Origin of the sequence: Mucilaginibacter terrae (genome assembly GCF_031951985.1) — a bacterium.
Classification (GTDB): Bacteria; Bacteroidota; Bacteroidia; order Sphingobacteriales; family Sphingobacteriaceae; genus Mucilaginibacter; species Mucilaginibacter terrae_A.
Genome location: NZ_JAVLVU010000001.1, coordinates 2,643,493 through 2,659,846, shown reverse-complemented (window position 1 = coordinate 2,659,846; position 16,354 = coordinate 2,643,493). Strand labels below are relative to the sequence as shown.

The following is a 16,354-nucleotide window of genomic DNA, read 5'->3' as shown; positions in this document are numbered from 1 at the left end:
ACGTATAAATGAAAAAACTTTACCTGCTTACTTTGCTTACAGCCTTATTAATTGGCAACACCACCCAAGTGTTTGCAGGCTGGCCTATAGGCAAGTACAGGCATATTTTCACCCCATCGCTCACCTTTTACAGCTCAAAAAACTATTGGGATAAAAACGGTAAAAAGGTAATTACCCCGGCAGGTACCTCCTTTAATGCCGTTACACTTGGCCTGTACGGTGGCGTGGGCCTCAGCCGAAGGTTAGATCTGCTGGCCAGCGTTGCCTACTCTGTTCAAAGCAGTAAATTTGGTGGCCTCACCCAGGCAACCCCAAGCGGTTTGGGCGATGCCAGCTTAGGACTATCTTACAACTTAGCAGCCTTTAAATACAAACGCTTTTTATCGGTTCAGGGAACGGTGATAGCGCCGCTTTACACCGTAGCGCGTACAGGTAATACCATGGGCTATGGCGTTTTGGGTGCCGAAGGAAAACTGATGTACAGCGGCGAACTATCTTCCAAAGCTTATTTTAACGTTGAAGGGGCCTACCGCCATTACTTTGACGAGAAAGGCCCCAACCAGGTATTAGGTTCGATAACCATAGGCACTGCTTTAGATGATCGCAAGAAAAACCAGTTGACCTTTGATGTAGGCGGCCTAAGATCATATAGTAGCAATGAAAACCTCATCAGCGTTAACCCCAACCTGGTTTACGATGGCTATTATGTAAAAGGAGGCGTGAGCTATGGCCATAAGTTTACCAACAAATTTTCGGTATTTGGCAGCGGCTTTTACACGTTTGCGGGTCGCAATGCACCACAGGGTTACGGCGGGGCTGTTTTTGCCGTGTTTAAGTTTTAAGTAGATATTATTACAAAATCGAGATAAGGAAGATACACCATGTTAAGGATCATTACATTTTTGAGTTGCTTGTTTACCCTGCTGTTTGCAGGAGCAGTGCATGCGCAGGATGATGATCCGAAGGGTGAGATCACCATTGAAGCTATCCCCGGTAAAAAAACGGCCATTTATAGCGATGGTAGCACCATAAGCTGGAAACTCAAGGTAAAAAGCACCTACAACGTGCGGCAGGACGGTAAATTGAGCTACGATATTTTAACCGACGACTGGAAAAAAGTTTGGTCGGGTTCAACCAATGTGCGTTTGGGTAAAAATGCATCTAAAAACTTCAGCGTGCGTTTTCCCGGACAAAAAGCGGGTATATACCGGGTGCATTTTAACTTTAACCTGAGTTATTATGATGACACTGTAAGGCGTGTGGTAGCTGTTGACCCGGAGAGAATTCATACCGAATTACACAAGCCTGCCGACTTTGCCGACTTTTGGGCAAAATCAAAAGACCAGCTGGCCAAGGTTAACCCCGATTACAAAATATCCGAAGTAACCTCGAAAGATAAATACGTGCGCACTTACAAAGTTGAAATGCGTTCGTGGAATAATGTTCGTATACGAGGTTGGTTAACCATACCTACCGAAGGCCGCAACTGGCCGGTTATTTACAAGCTGCCGGGTTACAACATACCTATGCGCCCCGAGACCGATAAACCCGACTTTGCCGTGTTTGCCATTGATGTGCGCGGAAACGGCATGAGCCGCGATATTGTTGCCCCCGAAAACGAACGCTATAACGTCACCAATATTGATAACAAAGATTTGTACATATACCACGGCGTTTATATGGATTGCATCCGCGGTATGGATTTCATCATGTCGCAGGGGCCAAACTTGAGTCTTAATACAAAGCATGTGGCCGTATTGGGCGGTAGCCAGGGTGCAACCTTGGCCATTATGCTGGCCGCGCTCGATAAACGGGTTACAGCCTGTACGTTTGAGCTTCCGCTGTATGCTGATATGCACGATGCTTATACCATTGGCCTCTCGTTCCCTAAAACTACCTGGCCTATTAACCGTTTCCAGGAGTATATAAAAGCACACCGTTTATTTACGCCCGAAAGATTTTTAGCCACGTGGGATTATTACGACCCGCAAAATTTTATCAGCTCCATACAATGCCCTATACTAATGGGTGTAGGCTTGCTTGATGAATATTGCCCGCCGCGCTGCAGCTTTGGCATGTATAACAAAATTGCCCAAGGCGTTCAAAAAGAGTACCGCGTTGCGCCCGATAAAGCCCATGAGATGAACTTTGATTATTTCATGTTCCAACTACTGTGGCTTAAAGAATCGTTACGGGCACCTAATTAATTTGGGGTTAAGCATCGCGGTTGATGCTTAATTACACCAAATTTATGCTGACTTGGTTTTAATAAGTATTTTTAACACCGCATGCCTATGGAGTGCAATAATGTATAAGGTTAGCGGAAATAATTACGGGCACCGGCTTTTACCATTTGCTTATAAAATAAATGCTTGCATTGCTACATAAAACACCTCTTCCTGCAAAACTAATAGTATGCTTTACAGCAGCTATTACTGTGTTTACCCTTTTCACACCAAAGGCACATGCCGGTGGCTGGCCGGTGCGTAAAGGCAAATTACTTACCTCATTATCGGTTAGTTATTTCCGCGCTAACAGCGCGTGGGATTCAACAGGTAAAAAGCGCAGCTATCCGGGAAACGGTTATTTTGCATCGCAAAGCATTGGCCTGTATGCCGAGTATGGTATAACACGCCGATGGACGGGTGTAGCTTCACTCCCTTACGTACTAAACCAGATTAAACAAAACGACCTTAAAATATCGCAATATGGTTTTGGCGATCTGGAGGCGGGGTTACGTTACTATCTAACCAACATCGAATTTAAATACTATATAGCCGTACAAGGAACTGCCATTGTTCCGCTTTATCCGGGGCAATCGCTGGGTTTGGGCGCACCGGGGACCGACCTATCGGTAATGATGTCGGGCGCGGGCACAAAGTATTACTTTACCGTACAGGCAGGCGGCAGGGCTTATTTTTCGGATACCGGTCCTAAGCAATTCAGATATAGCGGTACAATTGGTTATAATATTGATGAGCATAACCAGGTTAGCGCAGGTCTATCGGGCGTAATTTCGTCGAGTACCAATAAAGCATTTAACGTAAACATTGTACAAAACCGTGATTTTGCTTACCACCAGGCCTCATTAAGCTATGGCTATTTGCTTAACCGCGATTTGTCGTTTTTTGCAACCGTAAACCAGTTTCTGTTTGGCCGCAATACTGGTGTAGGCACAAATGTTGCTTTATCGGTTTCAAAAAAATTCTAAATAAGTATTCATCAGCCTGAGCAGGTGAAGTGAACAATTTGGCGTTTTAAACTAAGAAAAATTATATGCTACCCCATCTATCTACATTTTTATCCCGATGCCTGTTTGCCGGACTATTGTTATTCAGCACACTTGCCTTTGCCCAGGAAGATGAGATTGTATGGGATGCCAAACCATCCAAAAAAGAAGCCATTTATACCGATAACGAACGCATTGCTTACAAGGTGGAAGTAAAAAATAACCTTAAGACCGATCAAAGTGGCCGCCTTAGTTATACCATATTTTCGCCCAATGGCAAAGAATTGAGTAGTAGCAGCATAAGCGTAAACATGCGTAAAAAGAGCAGCGGTAAATATGCTTTGAGCATTCCTACACAATCGCCGGGGTTTTATAAGGTTAACATTATGCTTAATACCAGTGAGTATGATGATACCATTCGCCGTGTAATAGGCATCGACCCTAAGCGCATACGGAGTGCCAGTAACAAACCGGCCGATTTTGATGCCTTTTGGGATAAGGCCAAAGATGAATTAGCCAAAATTGCGCCTAACTATAAAATAACCGCCCAACCCGATTCGGACAAGAAAAATACCAACGTTTATTTGGTTGAAATGAAATCCATCGGCAATATTACCGTGCGTGGCTGGCTTACCCTGCCTAAAGACCGCAAGCCTAAAGAGAAATTCCCGGTATGGGTAATTTTGCCGGGCTATGGCGGCGAGGGAGTAAAACCTATTTATGGTTCGCCGCAAATGGCTGTACTATCTTTCAACGTACGCGGGCATGGCAACAGTAAGGATGTGATACATACCACCACCGAAGCCTATGTAACCACTGATGTAGAGAACCGCAATAAATACGTTTTCAAGGGGGCGCTGATGGATTGCATACGGGCTATTGATTATATTCAAACCCGTAAAGACCTTGATTCCACCCAGGTATTGGTATCGGGTGCCAGTATGGGCGGCTATTTGTCTATCGCACTTGCGGCATTAGATCAAAGGGTTAAACTATGCTCATCGAACAACCCGGTATTTTGTGATTACCGGGCATCGGTAGGCAGCAAGGAGTGGCCCATGAAAAGCTTTACAGAGTATGGTCGCAGAAGAGGCATTGCCTTGAACACCCTCTTATACAACCTCGATTATTTTGACCTTAAAAACTTTTCGGACAAGATGAAGTGCCCGGCACTTATAGGGATGGGTTTGTTGGATAACCTGGCCCCGCCGGCCAACGTACAGGCTATGCTCAACAATATAAAGGTTAAATACAAACTGTTTGTATACCCCGACTTAGCCCATGAGGTGCCACCATCCATTTACAAATATTTAAGTAACTGGACGATGGATAAGTTCGGCTTGTTTTAATATAATCCCTTAACTTTTGCCAACACGGCTTGGGTCAAAGTGCAGGCCCGGAGTTAACCAGTAAAGCAGGATAACTCTTGAATACCTGAAGTTAAACGGCCACAATAAAAAGGCTACGCCTAATAAAATACTAATGTATAACCAAGGCGATTCCATGTTGCCGGTTAATATGTAAGTAGCTACGGCCAGGGTAACCATTTCGGCCACATTCATGGCATAGCTTACAAACATGGCCACATAAAAATAGCCCGGCTCTATCTCAAAATGAAAACCGCAGTGCGGGCAGTCTTCGTGCATGGTTTGTCCGCCAAATTGGTACGCTTTACCGGCAAACATATTACCGGTGCGGCATTTAGGGCATTTGCATTGTAAGGCACTTTTAAATTCAGATGGGTAGGCCATGGCGGTTTTATCTAAGCTTAATGTTTTCATGTTGGGTATTTTTTATGGCCTCTTTCCTGAAAGCTTCAGGGGTTAGGCCGGTTTGCTTTTTAAAAAACTTGGTGAAATATGAGTTATCTTCAAAACTTAACTGCGCGGCAATTTCCGATACGCTAAGCTGCAGGTTAACCAGCAGGCGTTTGGCTTCCAACGCAATCCGGTTACGTATCACTTCCCCTGCCGAAACATCCAAAGCGTCTTTACAAAGCGCATTCAAATGGTTTGGGGTGATGTAAAGTAACTCGGCATAATCTTTAGGCAAACGCAGGGTTTTGTAATGCTTTTCTATCAGTTTTTGAAAGTTGCGCAATAAGGTATAGTTATATGGGTTGATGTTTTTGCCCTGCTGCTCAAAACCCAGTCGGCCAATTTTAATGAATGCCTGTAAGAGCAGTGAACGCACCATATCTAACCCTAAACGTTGCAGGGTTTCACTTTCGGCAACCAGTTGTTCAAACAGGTTAATGATTTCGGGTTGTAAATATTGGGGCAGATTAACTACCGCATCGCTTATGTTTCCGCTAAAAAACGAGAACTGTTCCAGGTAATCGGCCTTCAACAAAAACGAATTAAAAAACGGCACCGAAAAATTGATCACATAGCCATCCACTTCTCCTTCAAAACTCCAGCTGTGCACCTGGCCGGGTACCATAAAATAAATTTGGCCGGGCTTAACCTCAAACTGCTCAAAGTCGATAGCGTGTGTGCCGCCACCTTTGGTAAAAAGTACCAAATGGTAAAAGGTATGCTTATGTGCAAGATGCAGGTTTTGATGGCGCTGCAAATACGGCGCAAACCTACTGATGAGGATATCCTCCTGTTTAAATTCAGACAGGGTACATATATCGTAAACTGGAATCTCTTGCTTCATGGTATTACAAAGATAAATAGCGAATTGCCATAAACACTGGTACTAAATAAAGCACCAGTGGTACTATTTACTGATGTGATATAAAATTGAGCATTTATCACCATTCAAAAAGTGACGACCGTCATCATTAACCTTTTAATTAATGTTGAACGAAGAATTGAAGTAAGGCTGACAATGGGCACAAAACAAACAACGGTGTTATAATGTACTTTAATGATTATGGATTCGAACTTGGCCCCCACACTAAAGGTAATATTAACAGGCGCTACCGGCATGGTAGGCGAAGGCGTTTTGCACGAATGCCTGCAATCGCCGTTGGTTGAAAAGGTTTTGCTGCTTAACCGCAAGCCAAGCGGCTTTGTTCACCCTAAAGTTACGGAGGTTATACACGCCAACCTGCACGATTTAAGCGCTGTTGAAAATAAGCTGATCGGTTATAATGCCTGCTTCTTTTGTCTCGGCATATCATCGGTTGGTATAAGTAAAGAGGAATACTACAAAACAACCTACGAACTTACCATGCACGTGGCCGAAACCTTGAGCCGCCTGAATGCCGACATGACTTTCAGCTATATATCGGGTGCCGGAACCAACGCAAACGGCAGCAGCAATTGGGCGCGCGTAAAGGGTAAAGTTGAGAATGATTTAAAACTGCTTCAATTTAAAAAAGTGTATAACTTTCGTCCCGGCTTTTTAAAAACTACACCGGGGTTAAAAAACACCCTGAGTTTTTATAAATATATAGCCTGGCTGTTTCCTGTTTTTAGGATTGTAGCGCCGGGTATGGTTGGTTCGTTAGCCGAACTGGGGCTGGGCATGATTAACGCTACGGCTTACGGTTACCCTAAAGACACCCTGGAAGTAAAAGACATCAGGGCGGCGGCTCAACGCAAAACCTAAAGCTGTACGCCAATAATTAAAAAGGTTGCACAAAGCAAAAACAATATGGCCAGCACCGGCCATATAAATTTAATCCATGCTTTTATACTGATGCCCACCAGCGCAAGCGAGGGTAAAAGCAAACCAGTAGGCGTTAAAAAACCCATAATACCCATACCAAACAGGTAGCTGTTCACAATTTCGCGGCCTGGAACGTGGGCGGCGGCGGCCAATCCGCCTATGATGGGCATGGTTACTACCGCCATACCCGATGAACTGGAGATAAACAGGGTAAAAAAACAATACACCATCAGCAGCAATACAATAAATACACCCTGCGGCATTCCGCTGATGAATTGCGAGGCTTCGTAAACAATAGTATCGCTAATGCTGCCGCCATCTAAAATGGTGGTTACACCGCGCGCCGCGCCAATAATAAAGGCTACGCTCAGCAAACCTTCGGCACCTTTAATAAACGTACCGATAAAAGCTTTTTGCTCCATACGCTGAATTAGTCCTATAATTACCGCAGCCACAATAAACACGGCCGACATTTCTAACAACCACCAATGAAATTTCACTACACCGGTTATCATTACGGCGAAAGCCAAAAAGAAAATTATCAGCAGCATTATACTTTTAGTTGATAGCTTGCTTACCGCAGCATTTTTATCAAATGACGGGAACGGACTTTGCACCGCGCCATCAAACCTGTACACCAGCGACGCCGATGGATTAAGCCTCACCTTTTGCGCATAACGGAACAGGTAGAAAACATAAATAGCGGTAGACAATACAAACATAATGAGCCGGCCGTTCAAACCATCCGTCCAGCTGATGCCGCAGGCATTGGAAGCGATAATGGTTGAGAACGGATTGGAGAACGAGGAAAGCGTACCCAGTTGCGTGCCGCCAAATATAACGGCCACGGGCACCAGCAAATCATACCCTGCCGCCAAAAACAACGGCACCAGTACGGGGTAAAAGGCAAAACCTTCTTCGGCCATACCATAAGATGCCCCGCCAAAGGTAAGCAGGAAAGTGAGTATGATAATTAACCACCCTTCGCGCTCCTGCATTTTGGCCGAGAGGCTTTTTAAACCAGCTTCCAGCGCTCCGGTAGCATTAAAAACCTCAATAAAACCACCAATAAGCAATATAAACAGTATGATATCAATGGTATCATAAATACCTTGTATAGGCGCTTCAATAACGCTCAGCACACTTTTGGCGTTTTGCGGCAGCCTATGATAAGTGCCCGGCACCGATACCGGCTTACGGATGGTGCCCTGCTCAAACGCGGTAAGCGGGGCACTGATGTGCAGGCTGTCTAACGTTTTTTGCGTAGCAGGGAGAGTTACCTCGGTATCACCCTTATTTAGTGTAAAGGTTTTACCGGCATAACTCAGTGTGTTAAACTTACCGGCAGGTACCAGCCATGTAGCCACAGCAGCCAGTATAATAACCAGCATTAAGATAGCTAAGGGGTGCGGTATTTTTTTGAGGGAAGGCATAGTCTTTTATTGGGTATATACTTTATCTTACTTCTTCCTCACATCCTTCAGCACCAGCAAATTCTGCGCGTTTAAATGATAGCCGCTGATGTTGTTTTGGTACATGTTCACCAGTTTGTCGTAATATAAAATCACAACCGGGGCTTGCTGCATAACCATGTTATCCATTTGCTGGTAAAGCTTAAAACGTCGGGCATCATCAGTTACATGGTAAGCTTGCTCAAACAAGGCATCAAACTGTTTATTGTGAAAACCGGTGTAATTTGGCCCAAAAGGTATTTTGTTTTTACTGTAAAAAACCGACAGATAATTTTCGCCATCGGCATAATCGGCTATCCATGAGGCACGGAAAAAGTTTACACCATTTTTGGCAATCAGTTCGCGCAGGCTCGCTCCCTGCACCAGTTCTACACGCGTACGTATGCCTATTTGTTGCAGTTCGCCCTGTATGTATTCAATGAGGTCGCGGTAGCTGGTGGTGGTGCTCAGTATAATTTCGGGCAGGTTTTTGCCTTGGGGGAAACCTGCTTCAGTCAATAAACGCTTGGCTTTTTCGGGATTGTAATGATAGCCGCGTACCGCGCTGGTGTCAAACCCCGGCATACCCTGCGGAATAAACCCGGCATAGCCCGGCGCACCACAACTGTTACGCAGGTATTTGATCATGCGGGGTTTGTTAATGGCATAATTGATGGCCTGCCTCACTTTCAGCATCCGCAGGGGGGAGTTTTTAACTATGGAGAGGCTGGTATCAACCAGTATACCTAAGTATTCGGTATTAAGGGTTGGCGATACATGCAGTTTAAATTTACCTTGGTACTTATGAGTGATGCGGCCGCTTTTGGTGAGTATATCATCGCGGTAGCTGCCATCAATGCCGTTAAAAAAATCGAGCTTTTGTTTTATAAACTCCATAAACGCGGTTTGCTTATCACTGATGAATGTGGCTTTAACAGCATCCAAATGCGGTAAACGGTTCCCTTGTTTATCGCGTTCCCAGTAGTTTTCGTTTTTAAGCAGGGCCATTACCTCGCCCTCTTTCCAGTACTTAAACTTAAACGGTCCCGTGCCCACCGGGTGGCTCCGAAAATCTTTACCATAATGCTCCACTACCTCGCGTGGTACTACCGAACAGTATTGCGCAGTAAGCAAACTCATTAACGGCGGAAAGGGCTGCTTTAATTTGATTTGAAACGTAGTATCATTAAGGGCAGCAAAGGCATCTTTACCACTCACCTTGTCACTGAATATCCAAGAGCCTGACGATGCCACTTTAGGGTCGATGAGCCTGCCGAAACTGTACGCAAAATCGGCCGCAGTTGCTATGCGTCCTTTGCTGCCTGTAAATTGTTCATCGTTGTGAAAGTATACATCGTTGCGCAAATGGAAGGTGTAGGTGAGGCCATCGGGCGATAGTGCCCAGCTTTTGGCTATGCAGGGTTTGATATGCAGGCTGTCGTCAATTTGTACCAAGCCATTATATATCTGGTTATCTATCCAAAGCGCGTTTTGGTTACGGGCAAAGGCCGGGTCTAAAGACGTAAGTCCCTGATCAAGGTTAATGTTGAATATGGTTTTGCGTGAGGTATCATCAGCCGACCGGCATGCCGAAAAAACCGCCACGCATAAAAGCCATAAAATCCCGAGCCTTGCTGTATACATTGTGCTAAATATGCAAAATAATTCAGGTAGTAAATTATAATAACCCGCAGCAAATATTCATCTCTAATTAATTTTTAATTTATTTTAGCCCAACAATACTACCACACATGAATAAAGGACGCATTGAGGCTTTTAGCGATGGGGTAATTGCCATCATTATAACTATTATGGTGCTGGAGTTAAAAACACCGCATGGCACTACATTAGCGGCGCTTACACCACTTATTCCAAAGCTTTTGAGTTATTTACTCAGCTTTATTTATGTAGGCATTTATTGGAACAATCATCATCACCTGTTTCATGCAGTACACCAGATACGGGGCGCGGCACTTTGGGCTAATCTTCATTTATTGTTTTGGATGTCGGTTATACCGTTTGTAACCGGGTGGATGGGCGAGAATCATTTTTCGGAATGGCCCGTTATCGTATACGGCCTTATATTGGCGCTCAACGGGTTTGCTTTCACCCTTTTGGCTTGGGTATTGGTAAAAGAAGCAGGTCCGGGATCAACCCTGGCCAAAGCCCTGGGCAAAGACTGGAAGAGCAGAGCATCGACACTGGTATACCTGCTGGCTATTGGGTTGGCATTTGTTAACCCTGCAATTAGCCTAACCTTATACACCATGGTAGCTATTATATGGTTTATACCCGACAGGCGCATTGAGCGTGCACTTTTGAACGAGACTAAAGATTAAGAACACAGCCAAGGCTTAGTACACATCACATAAATAATAAACCGTATAGCTTTATAAAACTTAATCATATAATGCACACAATTTAATCTCCGGTTTGTATCATTACAACGTTTGTTATAAAACTGCCTGATAGTTTATAAAACTCCATTTTTTTACCATATTTGAGCTATCACACAATACATCAATCACAATAAAAATATGCAAGAATTAGATCCGGCCATTTTAGAGAAGGCCAACGTTTGGCTTCAGGGAAATTATGACGCCGATGTTAAGCAACAGGTGCAAAAACTAATTGATGATAAAGCCTACACCGAGCTTACCGATTCATTTTATAAAGACCTTGAATTTGGCACAGGTGGCCTTCGTGGCTTAATGGGTCCGGGTTCAAACCGTATTAATAAATACACCATTGGCGCAGCTACACAAGGTTTGGCCAACTACCTTAAAAAAACTTATCCGGGCGAAAAAATTAAAGTAGCAATTGCGCATGATAGTCGCAATAATTCGGACGTGCTGGGTGCTATTACCGCCGATGTATTTTCGGCTAATGATATTCACGTTTACTTTTTTAAAGCTTTACGCCCTACGCCCGAACTTTCGTTTGCGGTACGCCATTTAGGCTGTAAAAGCGGTGTAATGCTCACGGCATCACACAACCCAAAAGAATACAACGGTTATAAAGCTTATGGCGAAGATGGCGGCCAGTTTGTTGCCCCGCATGATAAAGCCGTAATGGACGAGGTTGCCGCCATTGCAAGTGTTGATGATGTTAAGTTTACCCGTAACGATGCCAACATTGAATTGATAGGTGAGGAAATAGATCAGCTTTATCTGGATCTGATTACTGCCTTATCGGTATCGCCGGAGGCTATTAAACGCCAAAAAGACCTTAAAATAGTTTACACCCCGTTGCATGGTACCGGTGTTACTCTGGTACCTAAAGCACTGGCACAATTTGGCTTTGAGAACGTAACCGTGCTCGAATCACAGGCAACGCCTGATGGCAATTTCCCTACCGTGGTGTACCCTAACCCTGAGGAGAAAGAGGCCCTTAACCTGGCTATGGAAAAAGCCAAAGAAATTGATGCCGACCTGGTAATGGCTACCGACCCTGATGCCGACCGTGTGGGCATTGCCGTTAAAAACGATAAAGGCGAGGTGGTTTTATTAAACGGTAACCAGGTGGCCAGTCAACTGATCAACTACCTGCTATCGGCATGGGAAGAGAAAGGCAAGTTTACCGGTAAAGAATACATCGTAAAAACCATTGTAACCTCCTACTTAATTGATGCCATTGCTAAAGATAAAGGCGTAGAGTGCTACAACACCTTAACCGGCTTTAAATACATTGGCGAGTTAATGACCAAGTTTGAAGGCGAAAAAACCTTTATTGGTGGCGGCGAAGAAAGCTATGGTTACTTAATTGGCGATATTGTGCGCGATAAAGATGCCGTGGTATCGGCCGCGTTTATTGCCGAAATGACCGCCTTTTACAAAGACAAAGGCAGCAGCCTGTTCGAAGCCTTGATAGATACTTATTTGAAATACGGCTTCTACAAAGAAACCCTGATCTCGATCACCAAGAAAGGTAAAACCGGTGCCGAAGAAATCAAGGCCATGATGGAGCAGTACCGCACCAATCCGCCGGCTACACTGGGTGGCTCAAAAGTAATTGCGTTAAAAGATTACGAACTACGCAAAGAAACCGACCTGACCTCGAACACCGTAACGCCTATCGATCTGCCAAAATCAGACGTGTTGCAGTTTATTACCGAAGATGGTAGCATAATATCGGCGCGTCCATCGGGTACCGAGCCTAAAATTAAGTTCTATTGCAGCGTGAACACCAAACTGGCCAGCAAAGAGGCGTTCCACGAAACTGAAAAACAACTGGACGAGAAATTGAAAACCATCATGACCGATTTGGGCGTATAACCAGTGATGTGTTCTAAATATGAAGCCCCGGCATATTTGTCCGGGACTTTTTTGTTTTAAGGCCTCACTATCATTAACTTTAGTGCATACGCCCCATCACATGAAAAAATGCCTGACCCTGCTCTCCCTTTTATTGCCTTTGTTAACCTATGCCCAAAAACCTTTTACGGTAACCGGTACCGGAGGCGGGTTTAAAAAAGGCGACAAGCTATACTTATCATACATTGTTGATGGAAAGCATATCCTGGATTCGGTTATTGTAAGTGGCAGCACTTTTAAATTTAAAGGAATCACAACCGGCATATGGCGAACGAACATCTATAAAAATGAAGACCCAAGGGTGATCGACATTTCACACGATGCGGTTACCTTTTACATTGAACCGGGCGATATTCTTATTACATCACGCGATTCAATGGAGCGCGCAAAAATATCAGGCACCGCTAATAATGTTGATCATACCGAATTGCGTGATGCACTGTGGCCCATTCGAAAGAAATATGCAAAGGCTGTTAGTGCCTATGATAATCTATCCGAAGAGCAGCAAAAAGACCTTGAAAATGTAGCCGCCATACGGCAGGTTTATAAACAACGAGATCAGGAGTTGCTACCTGTGCAATTAGCTTTTATCAATAAAAAACCTAATTCTTACATCAGTCTTATTGCGCTCCAGGAGATCTCATATAATAAGGACTTTGTTAAAGAAACTACTATTGCGTATAATAGTATTAATTCTGAATTGAAAGAAAGCACCATTGGCAAAAAAGTACAGCAAAATATTAATGCCTCGCTCAAAGCAATATCAGGTATCATGGCACCTGATTTTAACCTGCCTGATGTTGCAGGCAAATCGGTAAGCCTGGCTGATTATAAAGGCAAATACACACTGATTGATTTTTGGGCCTCATGGTGCTTGCCCTGCCGGGCCGAAAATCCGTTCGTAAAATCGGCCTATGAAAAATATAAGGATAAAGGCTTTACCGTACTGGGTGTGTCATTAGATAAGCCTGAAACCCAAGCAGCCTGGCTAAAAGCCATAAAAGATGATGGCCTGCCCTGGACCCATGTTTCAGATATGAAGGGATTTAACAGCAAGGTTGCGCATCTTTACGGCATTACGTCTATTCCGGCCAATGTGTTGGTAAATCCCGAAGGAAAGATCATAGCTACCAATCTTAAAGATCAAACCCTGCATAATAAATTGGCCGAAATATTTTCCGTGACTGCTACTAACTAAAATGGCAAAACAGCATAACTACTCATCCACCCTTACCTGGACCGGCAACACCGGCGAAGGAACAGTCAGCTACCGTTCATACGAACGTTCGTACACTATCAGTATCGAAAACAAGGCGATCATTGAGGGCTCATCTGACCCCAACTTTCGCGGCGACCGCACCAAGCACAATCCCGAAGAAATGCTGCTCATGTCGCTATCGAGCTGTCACATGCTCTGGTTTTTGCATTTTTGTTCGGAAGCCGGTGTAAACGTAGTAGCTTATACCGATGTGACTTCGGCTTTAATGGTTGAAGAAGCCAATGGCAGCGGCTATTTTACCGAGGCCACTTTAAAGCCGCATGTAGTGGTGAGCAATGAAAGTATGCTTGCGCAGTTGGATGAATTACATCATAAAGCCAATAAATATTGCTTTATTGCCAATTCGGTAAAGTTTCCCATTAAGCATGAGGGTATGGGCGAGGTTAAAACATAGCCCATACCCTTCATGCCGCTTCAACTTACAACTGTGATTTTCGTGGTTTAGGGAAAGTTACCGCAGGATTTAAACTGGGGATTGTTACCGGGCGATAGCTGTAATACATTAAATACTCCGGCTGAGGTTTATTCAGGTATTCCTGGTATGCGTCAACGGTCATTAAATCTACCTGGTACTTATAGTTTTTGTAATTGATGGCATTAGGCATCAATCTGCTCACAAAAACCAGGTTAAAGTCGGCAGCCTTATAATCATCAAGCACGCTGTTATTTACATGTCTATCATTTATCCATACGCCATACATTTTGCTGTTTTTCCAACTGCTAAACTGTGCTGATGTAGGTGCCTTTTTGCCAATTTTAGGAGAAGGGAACATAAAACCTATTTTTTGCGCATACTGCTGTTCAATGCTCATTTGCCTGAAAATTTTCTCCATCCGGGCTTTATCGTCCGATATTGTTGCAGACAGTTTATTACGGTCGATAGGTAAGCTTTTGTACTTGGAAGCAATTGCCGCATATTCATTTAACAATTCTTCAGATACACCTTCTTTAGTATGATGATACTTTGAAAACCTTAAATGAATTGGTTTAGTTGATTTATTTTCTTGCTTTTCAGGATGTTTACGTGTTTCACTTTTCTGTTTAACAGGTTGCACCTCAACTTGCTGAAAGGCTTGTGTTTTTTGGCAAAACAACATAAATGCGCCGGTTAAAACGGCAAAGGCGGTTCCTCGTGCAATAACAGAAGCCCCTTTTGAAGTGTTCATGGTCATCATAATTAAACGTTTTTTAGTATTTGAATAATTGAAACTACTGGCAATTGCCAAACCGTTGGTTTGGCTGAACTGATGAAGCAATAAATGCTGATAAGCTTTTACATCGCCCTTTTGGCGTAACACGGCAGCATCGGCCAAAAACTCGTGGTTAAGGCGAATTGCACGCCGGTATAATATAAGCACCGGGTTAAACCAACTTATGGCCTGCAAAAGCTCGATCCATAAAATATCAATACTGTGGCGTTGGCTGATGTGGGCTTGTTCATGCTTTAAAATATCGTTGCTAATACGCCCGCTGTAGTAATCATCCTTATTGAGAAAAATATAGTTCAGAAAGCTGTGAGGCGCAATGCTATCATTTATTAATACCAGGGTTGATTTGTTGTAAGCAATTCGTTCATTAGCCTTGATGAGCCGTGTTAGCTTAAGCATATTAACCGCAAATTTCACCAGTAAACAGGTGGCTATGAGAATGTAAATACATACGCAGGCATATATACCATAATTGGTTTTTGGCTTAACCTCGGTTTGTGGAGATGTGCCTTCAATTACCGTAAGCATATCATCCTTAAAATTAGCAACCTGCTCCTTTATCATATTTTGTGCAGCAGGCACAGCTTGCTCAACTGTAACCAGCGGAACCACCAGCGAAAAACAAATACTGAACAACAGGTAAAAACGGTTAAAACCATATATTACCTTGTTTTGCAGCAGGAGCGCATACACCGCATATAACAATGCCGAGCATAGTGTGAAACTGATGAGATAATTTATCATGGCTTCTTTTTGTCTATTTCCTGGTCAATAATTCTTTTCAGGTTTTCCAGCTCATCGGCAGTGAGGTTGGTTTCGCGGGTAAAAAAGGACGCAAACTGCATGGCCGAATTGCCAAAAAAGTTTTTAATAAGGCCGTTTACGTGTTTCGAAAAGTAATCTTCCTTTTTTACCAAAGCATAGTACAGCCGCGAGTTACCGGTTAGCTTATAGCCCACAAAGTTTTTATCCTGCATACGTTTAAGCAGTGTAGCAATTGTGGTAGTAGCTGGTTTAGGTTCATCGTAATGGTCAATAATATCTTTCATGTACAATTCGGTTTTATCCCAAATTATTTCCATTAATTGCTCTTCGGCAGTAGTAAGCTTCATTTGCTCTATTTATTTAGAATTAGCTCTACAATTGTAGAGTATAAAAATTAGAAATGCAAATTTATTTTGATGTTGATATGAAAAGCTGTTTAAAAAGCATAGTGGAATGCTTACTGCCTCGAAAAGATTTCTCCTAAAGGA

The 16,354-nt window shown here is 43.6% G+C and carries 15 protein-coding genes; 9 read left to right on the top strand and 6 right to left on the bottom strand.

Features of this window, described 5'->3' with window-relative positions; genetic code table 11:
- The first annotated feature begins 8 nt into the window (after positions 1-8).
- The 4 genes from QE417_RS11210 to QE417_RS11195 all read left to right on the top strand — a co-directional run bounded on the left by QE417_RS11210 (position 9) and on the right by QE417_RS11195 (position 4,578).
- Positions 9-842, top strand: a complete 834-nt coding sequence (locus QE417_RS11210; protein ID WP_311949966.1) for a hypothetical protein — start codon at positions 9-11, stop codon at positions 840-842.
- A gap of 39 nt (positions 843-881) precedes the next feature.
- Positions 882-2,207 (top strand): acetylxylan esterase, encoded by a 1,326-nt coding sequence (locus QE417_RS11205; protein ID WP_311949965.1) that lies wholly within the window; start codon positions 882-884, stop codon positions 2,205-2,207.
- Positions 2,208-2,368: 161 nt separating this feature from the next.
- Entirely contained in the window at positions 2,369-3,211 is an 843-nt protein-coding gene (locus tag QE417_RS11200) for a hypothetical protein (protein WP_311949964.1), read from the top strand.
- A 65-nt stretch (positions 3,212-3,276) separates the two neighbouring features.
- Positions 3,277-4,578 carry an acetylxylan esterase gene (locus tag QE417_RS11195; RefSeq protein ID WP_311949962.1) on the top strand — a complete coding sequence of 434 codons (1,302 nt, stop codon included), beginning with the start codon at positions 3,277-3,279 and terminating at the stop codon, positions 4,576-4,578.
- Positions 4,579-4,587: 9 nt separating this feature from the next.
- On the opposite strand, the gene QE417_RS11190 is transcribed toward QE417_RS11195, so the two are convergent.
- Both QE417_RS11190 and QE417_RS11185 read right to left on the bottom strand, forming a co-directional pair.
- Complete coding sequence (locus tag QE417_RS11190; protein WP_311949960.1) at positions 4,588-5,010, bottom strand: DUF983 domain-containing protein; 423 nt, start codon at positions 5,008-5,010, stop codon at positions 4,588-4,590.
- Positions 4,988-5,890, bottom strand: coding sequence for an AraC family transcriptional regulator (locus QE417_RS11185; protein WP_311949957.1), 903 nt, complete (start codon positions 5,888-5,890; stop codon positions 4,988-4,990). Before QE417_RS11185 ends, QE417_RS11190 begins: the two co-directional genes overlap by 23 nt.
- Before the next feature lie 219 nt (positions 5,891-6,109).
- Here QE417_RS11185 and QE417_RS11180 point away from each other — a divergent pair, with 219 nt between their 5' ends.
- Positions 6,110-6,790 carry an NAD-dependent epimerase/dehydratase family protein gene (locus QE417_RS11180; protein ID WP_311949956.1) on the top strand — a complete coding sequence of 227 codons (681 nt, stop codon included), beginning with the start codon at positions 6,110-6,112 and terminating at the stop codon, positions 6,788-6,790.
- On the opposite strand, the gene QE417_RS11175 is transcribed toward QE417_RS11180, so the two are convergent.
- Together QE417_RS11175 and QE417_RS11170 are read right to left on the bottom strand one after the other, a co-directional pair.
- On the bottom strand, positions 6,787-8,283 hold the full coding sequence (locus QE417_RS11175) for a YfcC family protein (protein WP_311949955.1): 1,497 nt from the start codon (positions 8,281-8,283) through the stop codon (positions 6,787-6,789). The two genes, QE417_RS11180 and QE417_RS11175, sit on opposite strands and share 4 nt — an antisense overlap.
- Positions 8,284-8,310: 27 nt before the next feature.
- Positions 8,311-9,945, bottom strand: a complete 1,635-nt coding sequence (locus QE417_RS11170; RefSeq protein ID WP_311949954.1) for an ABC transporter substrate-binding protein — start codon at positions 9,943-9,945, stop codon at positions 8,311-8,313.
- A gap of 107 nt (positions 9,946-10,052) precedes the next feature.
- Between QE417_RS11170 and QE417_RS11165 the strand changes: the two genes are divergently transcribed.
- The 4 genes from QE417_RS11165 to QE417_RS11150 all read left to right on the top strand — a co-directional run bounded on the left by QE417_RS11165 (position 10,053) and on the right by QE417_RS11150 (position 14,287).
- The gene (locus QE417_RS11165; RefSeq protein ID WP_311949953.1) at positions 10,053-10,640 is read left to right on the top strand and encodes a TMEM175 family protein; all 588 of its coding nucleotides are present in this window, start codon (positions 10,053-10,055) and stop codon (positions 10,638-10,640) included.
- Positions 10,641-10,838: 198 nt separating this feature from the next.
- Positions 10,839-12,575: a phospho-sugar mutase gene (locus QE417_RS11160; RefSeq protein WP_311949952.1), complete on the top strand. Its 1,737-nt coding sequence runs from the start codon at positions 10,839-10,841 to the stop codon at positions 12,573-12,575.
- Positions 12,576-12,675: 100 nt separating this feature from the next.
- Entirely contained in the window at positions 12,676-13,812 is a 1,137-nt protein-coding gene (locus QE417_RS11155) for a TlpA disulfide reductase family protein (protein ID WP_311949950.1), read from the top strand.
- A gap of 1 nt (position 13,813) precedes the next feature.
- Positions 13,814-14,287 carry an OsmC family protein gene (locus tag QE417_RS11150; protein WP_311949949.1) on the top strand — a complete coding sequence of 158 codons (474 nt, stop codon included), beginning with the start codon at positions 13,814-13,816 and terminating at the stop codon, positions 14,285-14,287.
- A 25-nt stretch (positions 14,288-14,312) separates the two neighbouring features.
- Here the strand turns inward: QE417_RS11150 and QE417_RS11145 are convergent, their stop codons facing one another.
- Both QE417_RS11145 and QE417_RS11140 read right to left on the bottom strand, forming a co-directional pair.
- On the bottom strand, positions 14,313-15,845 hold the full coding sequence (locus QE417_RS11145) for a M56 family metallopeptidase (protein WP_311949948.1): 1,533 nt from the start codon (positions 15,843-15,845) through the stop codon (positions 14,313-14,315).
- Positions 15,842-16,213: a BlaI/MecI/CopY family transcriptional regulator gene (locus QE417_RS11140; RefSeq protein WP_311949947.1), complete on the bottom strand. Its 372-nt coding sequence runs from the start codon at positions 16,211-16,213 to the stop codon at positions 15,842-15,844. Before QE417_RS11140 ends, QE417_RS11145 begins: the two co-directional genes overlap by 4 nt.
- Between the last annotated feature and the right edge of the window lie 141 nt (positions 16,214-16,354).

What these genes read in the sequence shown, in the direction of transcription:
- QE417_RS11140 (WP_311949947.1), bottom strand. Translation starts at nt 16,213, where the DNA reads ATGAAGCTTACTACTGCCGAAGAGCAATTAATGGAAATAATTTGGGAT.
- QE417_RS11160 (WP_311949952.1), top strand. Translation starts at nt 10,839, where the DNA reads ATGCAAGAATTAGATCCGGCCATTTTAGAGAAGGCCAACGTTTGGCTT.
- QE417_RS11200 (WP_311949964.1), top strand. Translation starts at nt 2,369, where the DNA reads ATGCTTGCATTGCTACATAAAACACCTCTTCCTGCAAAACTAATAGTA.
- QE417_RS11205 (WP_311949965.1), top strand. Translation starts at nt 882, where the DNA reads ATGTTAAGGATCATTACATTTTTGAGTTGCTTGTTTACCCTGCTGTTT.
- QE417_RS11170 (WP_311949954.1), bottom strand. Translation starts at nt 9,945, where the DNA reads ATGTATACAGCAAGGCTCGGGATTTTATGGCTTTTATGCGTGGCGGTT.
- QE417_RS11155 (WP_311949950.1), top strand. Translation starts at nt 12,676, where the DNA reads ATGAAAAAATGCCTGACCCTGCTCTCCCTTTTATTGCCTTTGTTAACC.
- QE417_RS11210 (WP_311949966.1), top strand. Translation starts at nt 9, where the DNA reads ATGAAAAAACTTTACCTGCTTACTTTGCTTACAGCCTTATTAATTGGC.
- QE417_RS11145 (WP_311949948.1), bottom strand. Translation starts at nt 15,845, where the DNA reads ATGATAAATTATCTCATCAGTTTCACACTATGCTCGGCATTGTTATAT.
- QE417_RS11190 (WP_311949960.1), bottom strand. Translation starts at nt 5,010, where the DNA reads ATGAAAACATTAAGCTTAGATAAAACCGCCATGGCCTACCCATCTGAA.
- QE417_RS11195 (WP_311949962.1), top strand. Translation starts at nt 3,277, where the DNA reads ATGCTACCCCATCTATCTACATTTTTATCCCGATGCCTGTTTGCCGGA.
- QE417_RS11165 (WP_311949953.1), top strand. Translation starts at nt 10,053, where the DNA reads ATGAATAAAGGACGCATTGAGGCTTTTAGCGATGGGGTAATTGCCATC.
- QE417_RS11175 (WP_311949955.1), bottom strand. Translation starts at nt 8,283, where the DNA reads ATGCCTTCCCTCAAAAAAATACCGCACCCCTTAGCTATCTTAATGCTG.
- QE417_RS11150 (WP_311949949.1), top strand. Translation starts at nt 13,814, where the DNA reads ATGGCAAAACAGCATAACTACTCATCCACCCTTACCTGGACCGGCAAC.
- QE417_RS11185 (WP_311949957.1), bottom strand. Translation starts at nt 5,890, where the DNA reads ATGAAGCAAGAGATTCCAGTTTACGATATATGTACCCTGTCTGAATTT.
- QE417_RS11180 (WP_311949956.1), top strand. Translation starts at nt 6,110, where the DNA reads ATGGATTCGAACTTGGCCCCCACACTAAAGGTAATATTAACAGGCGCT.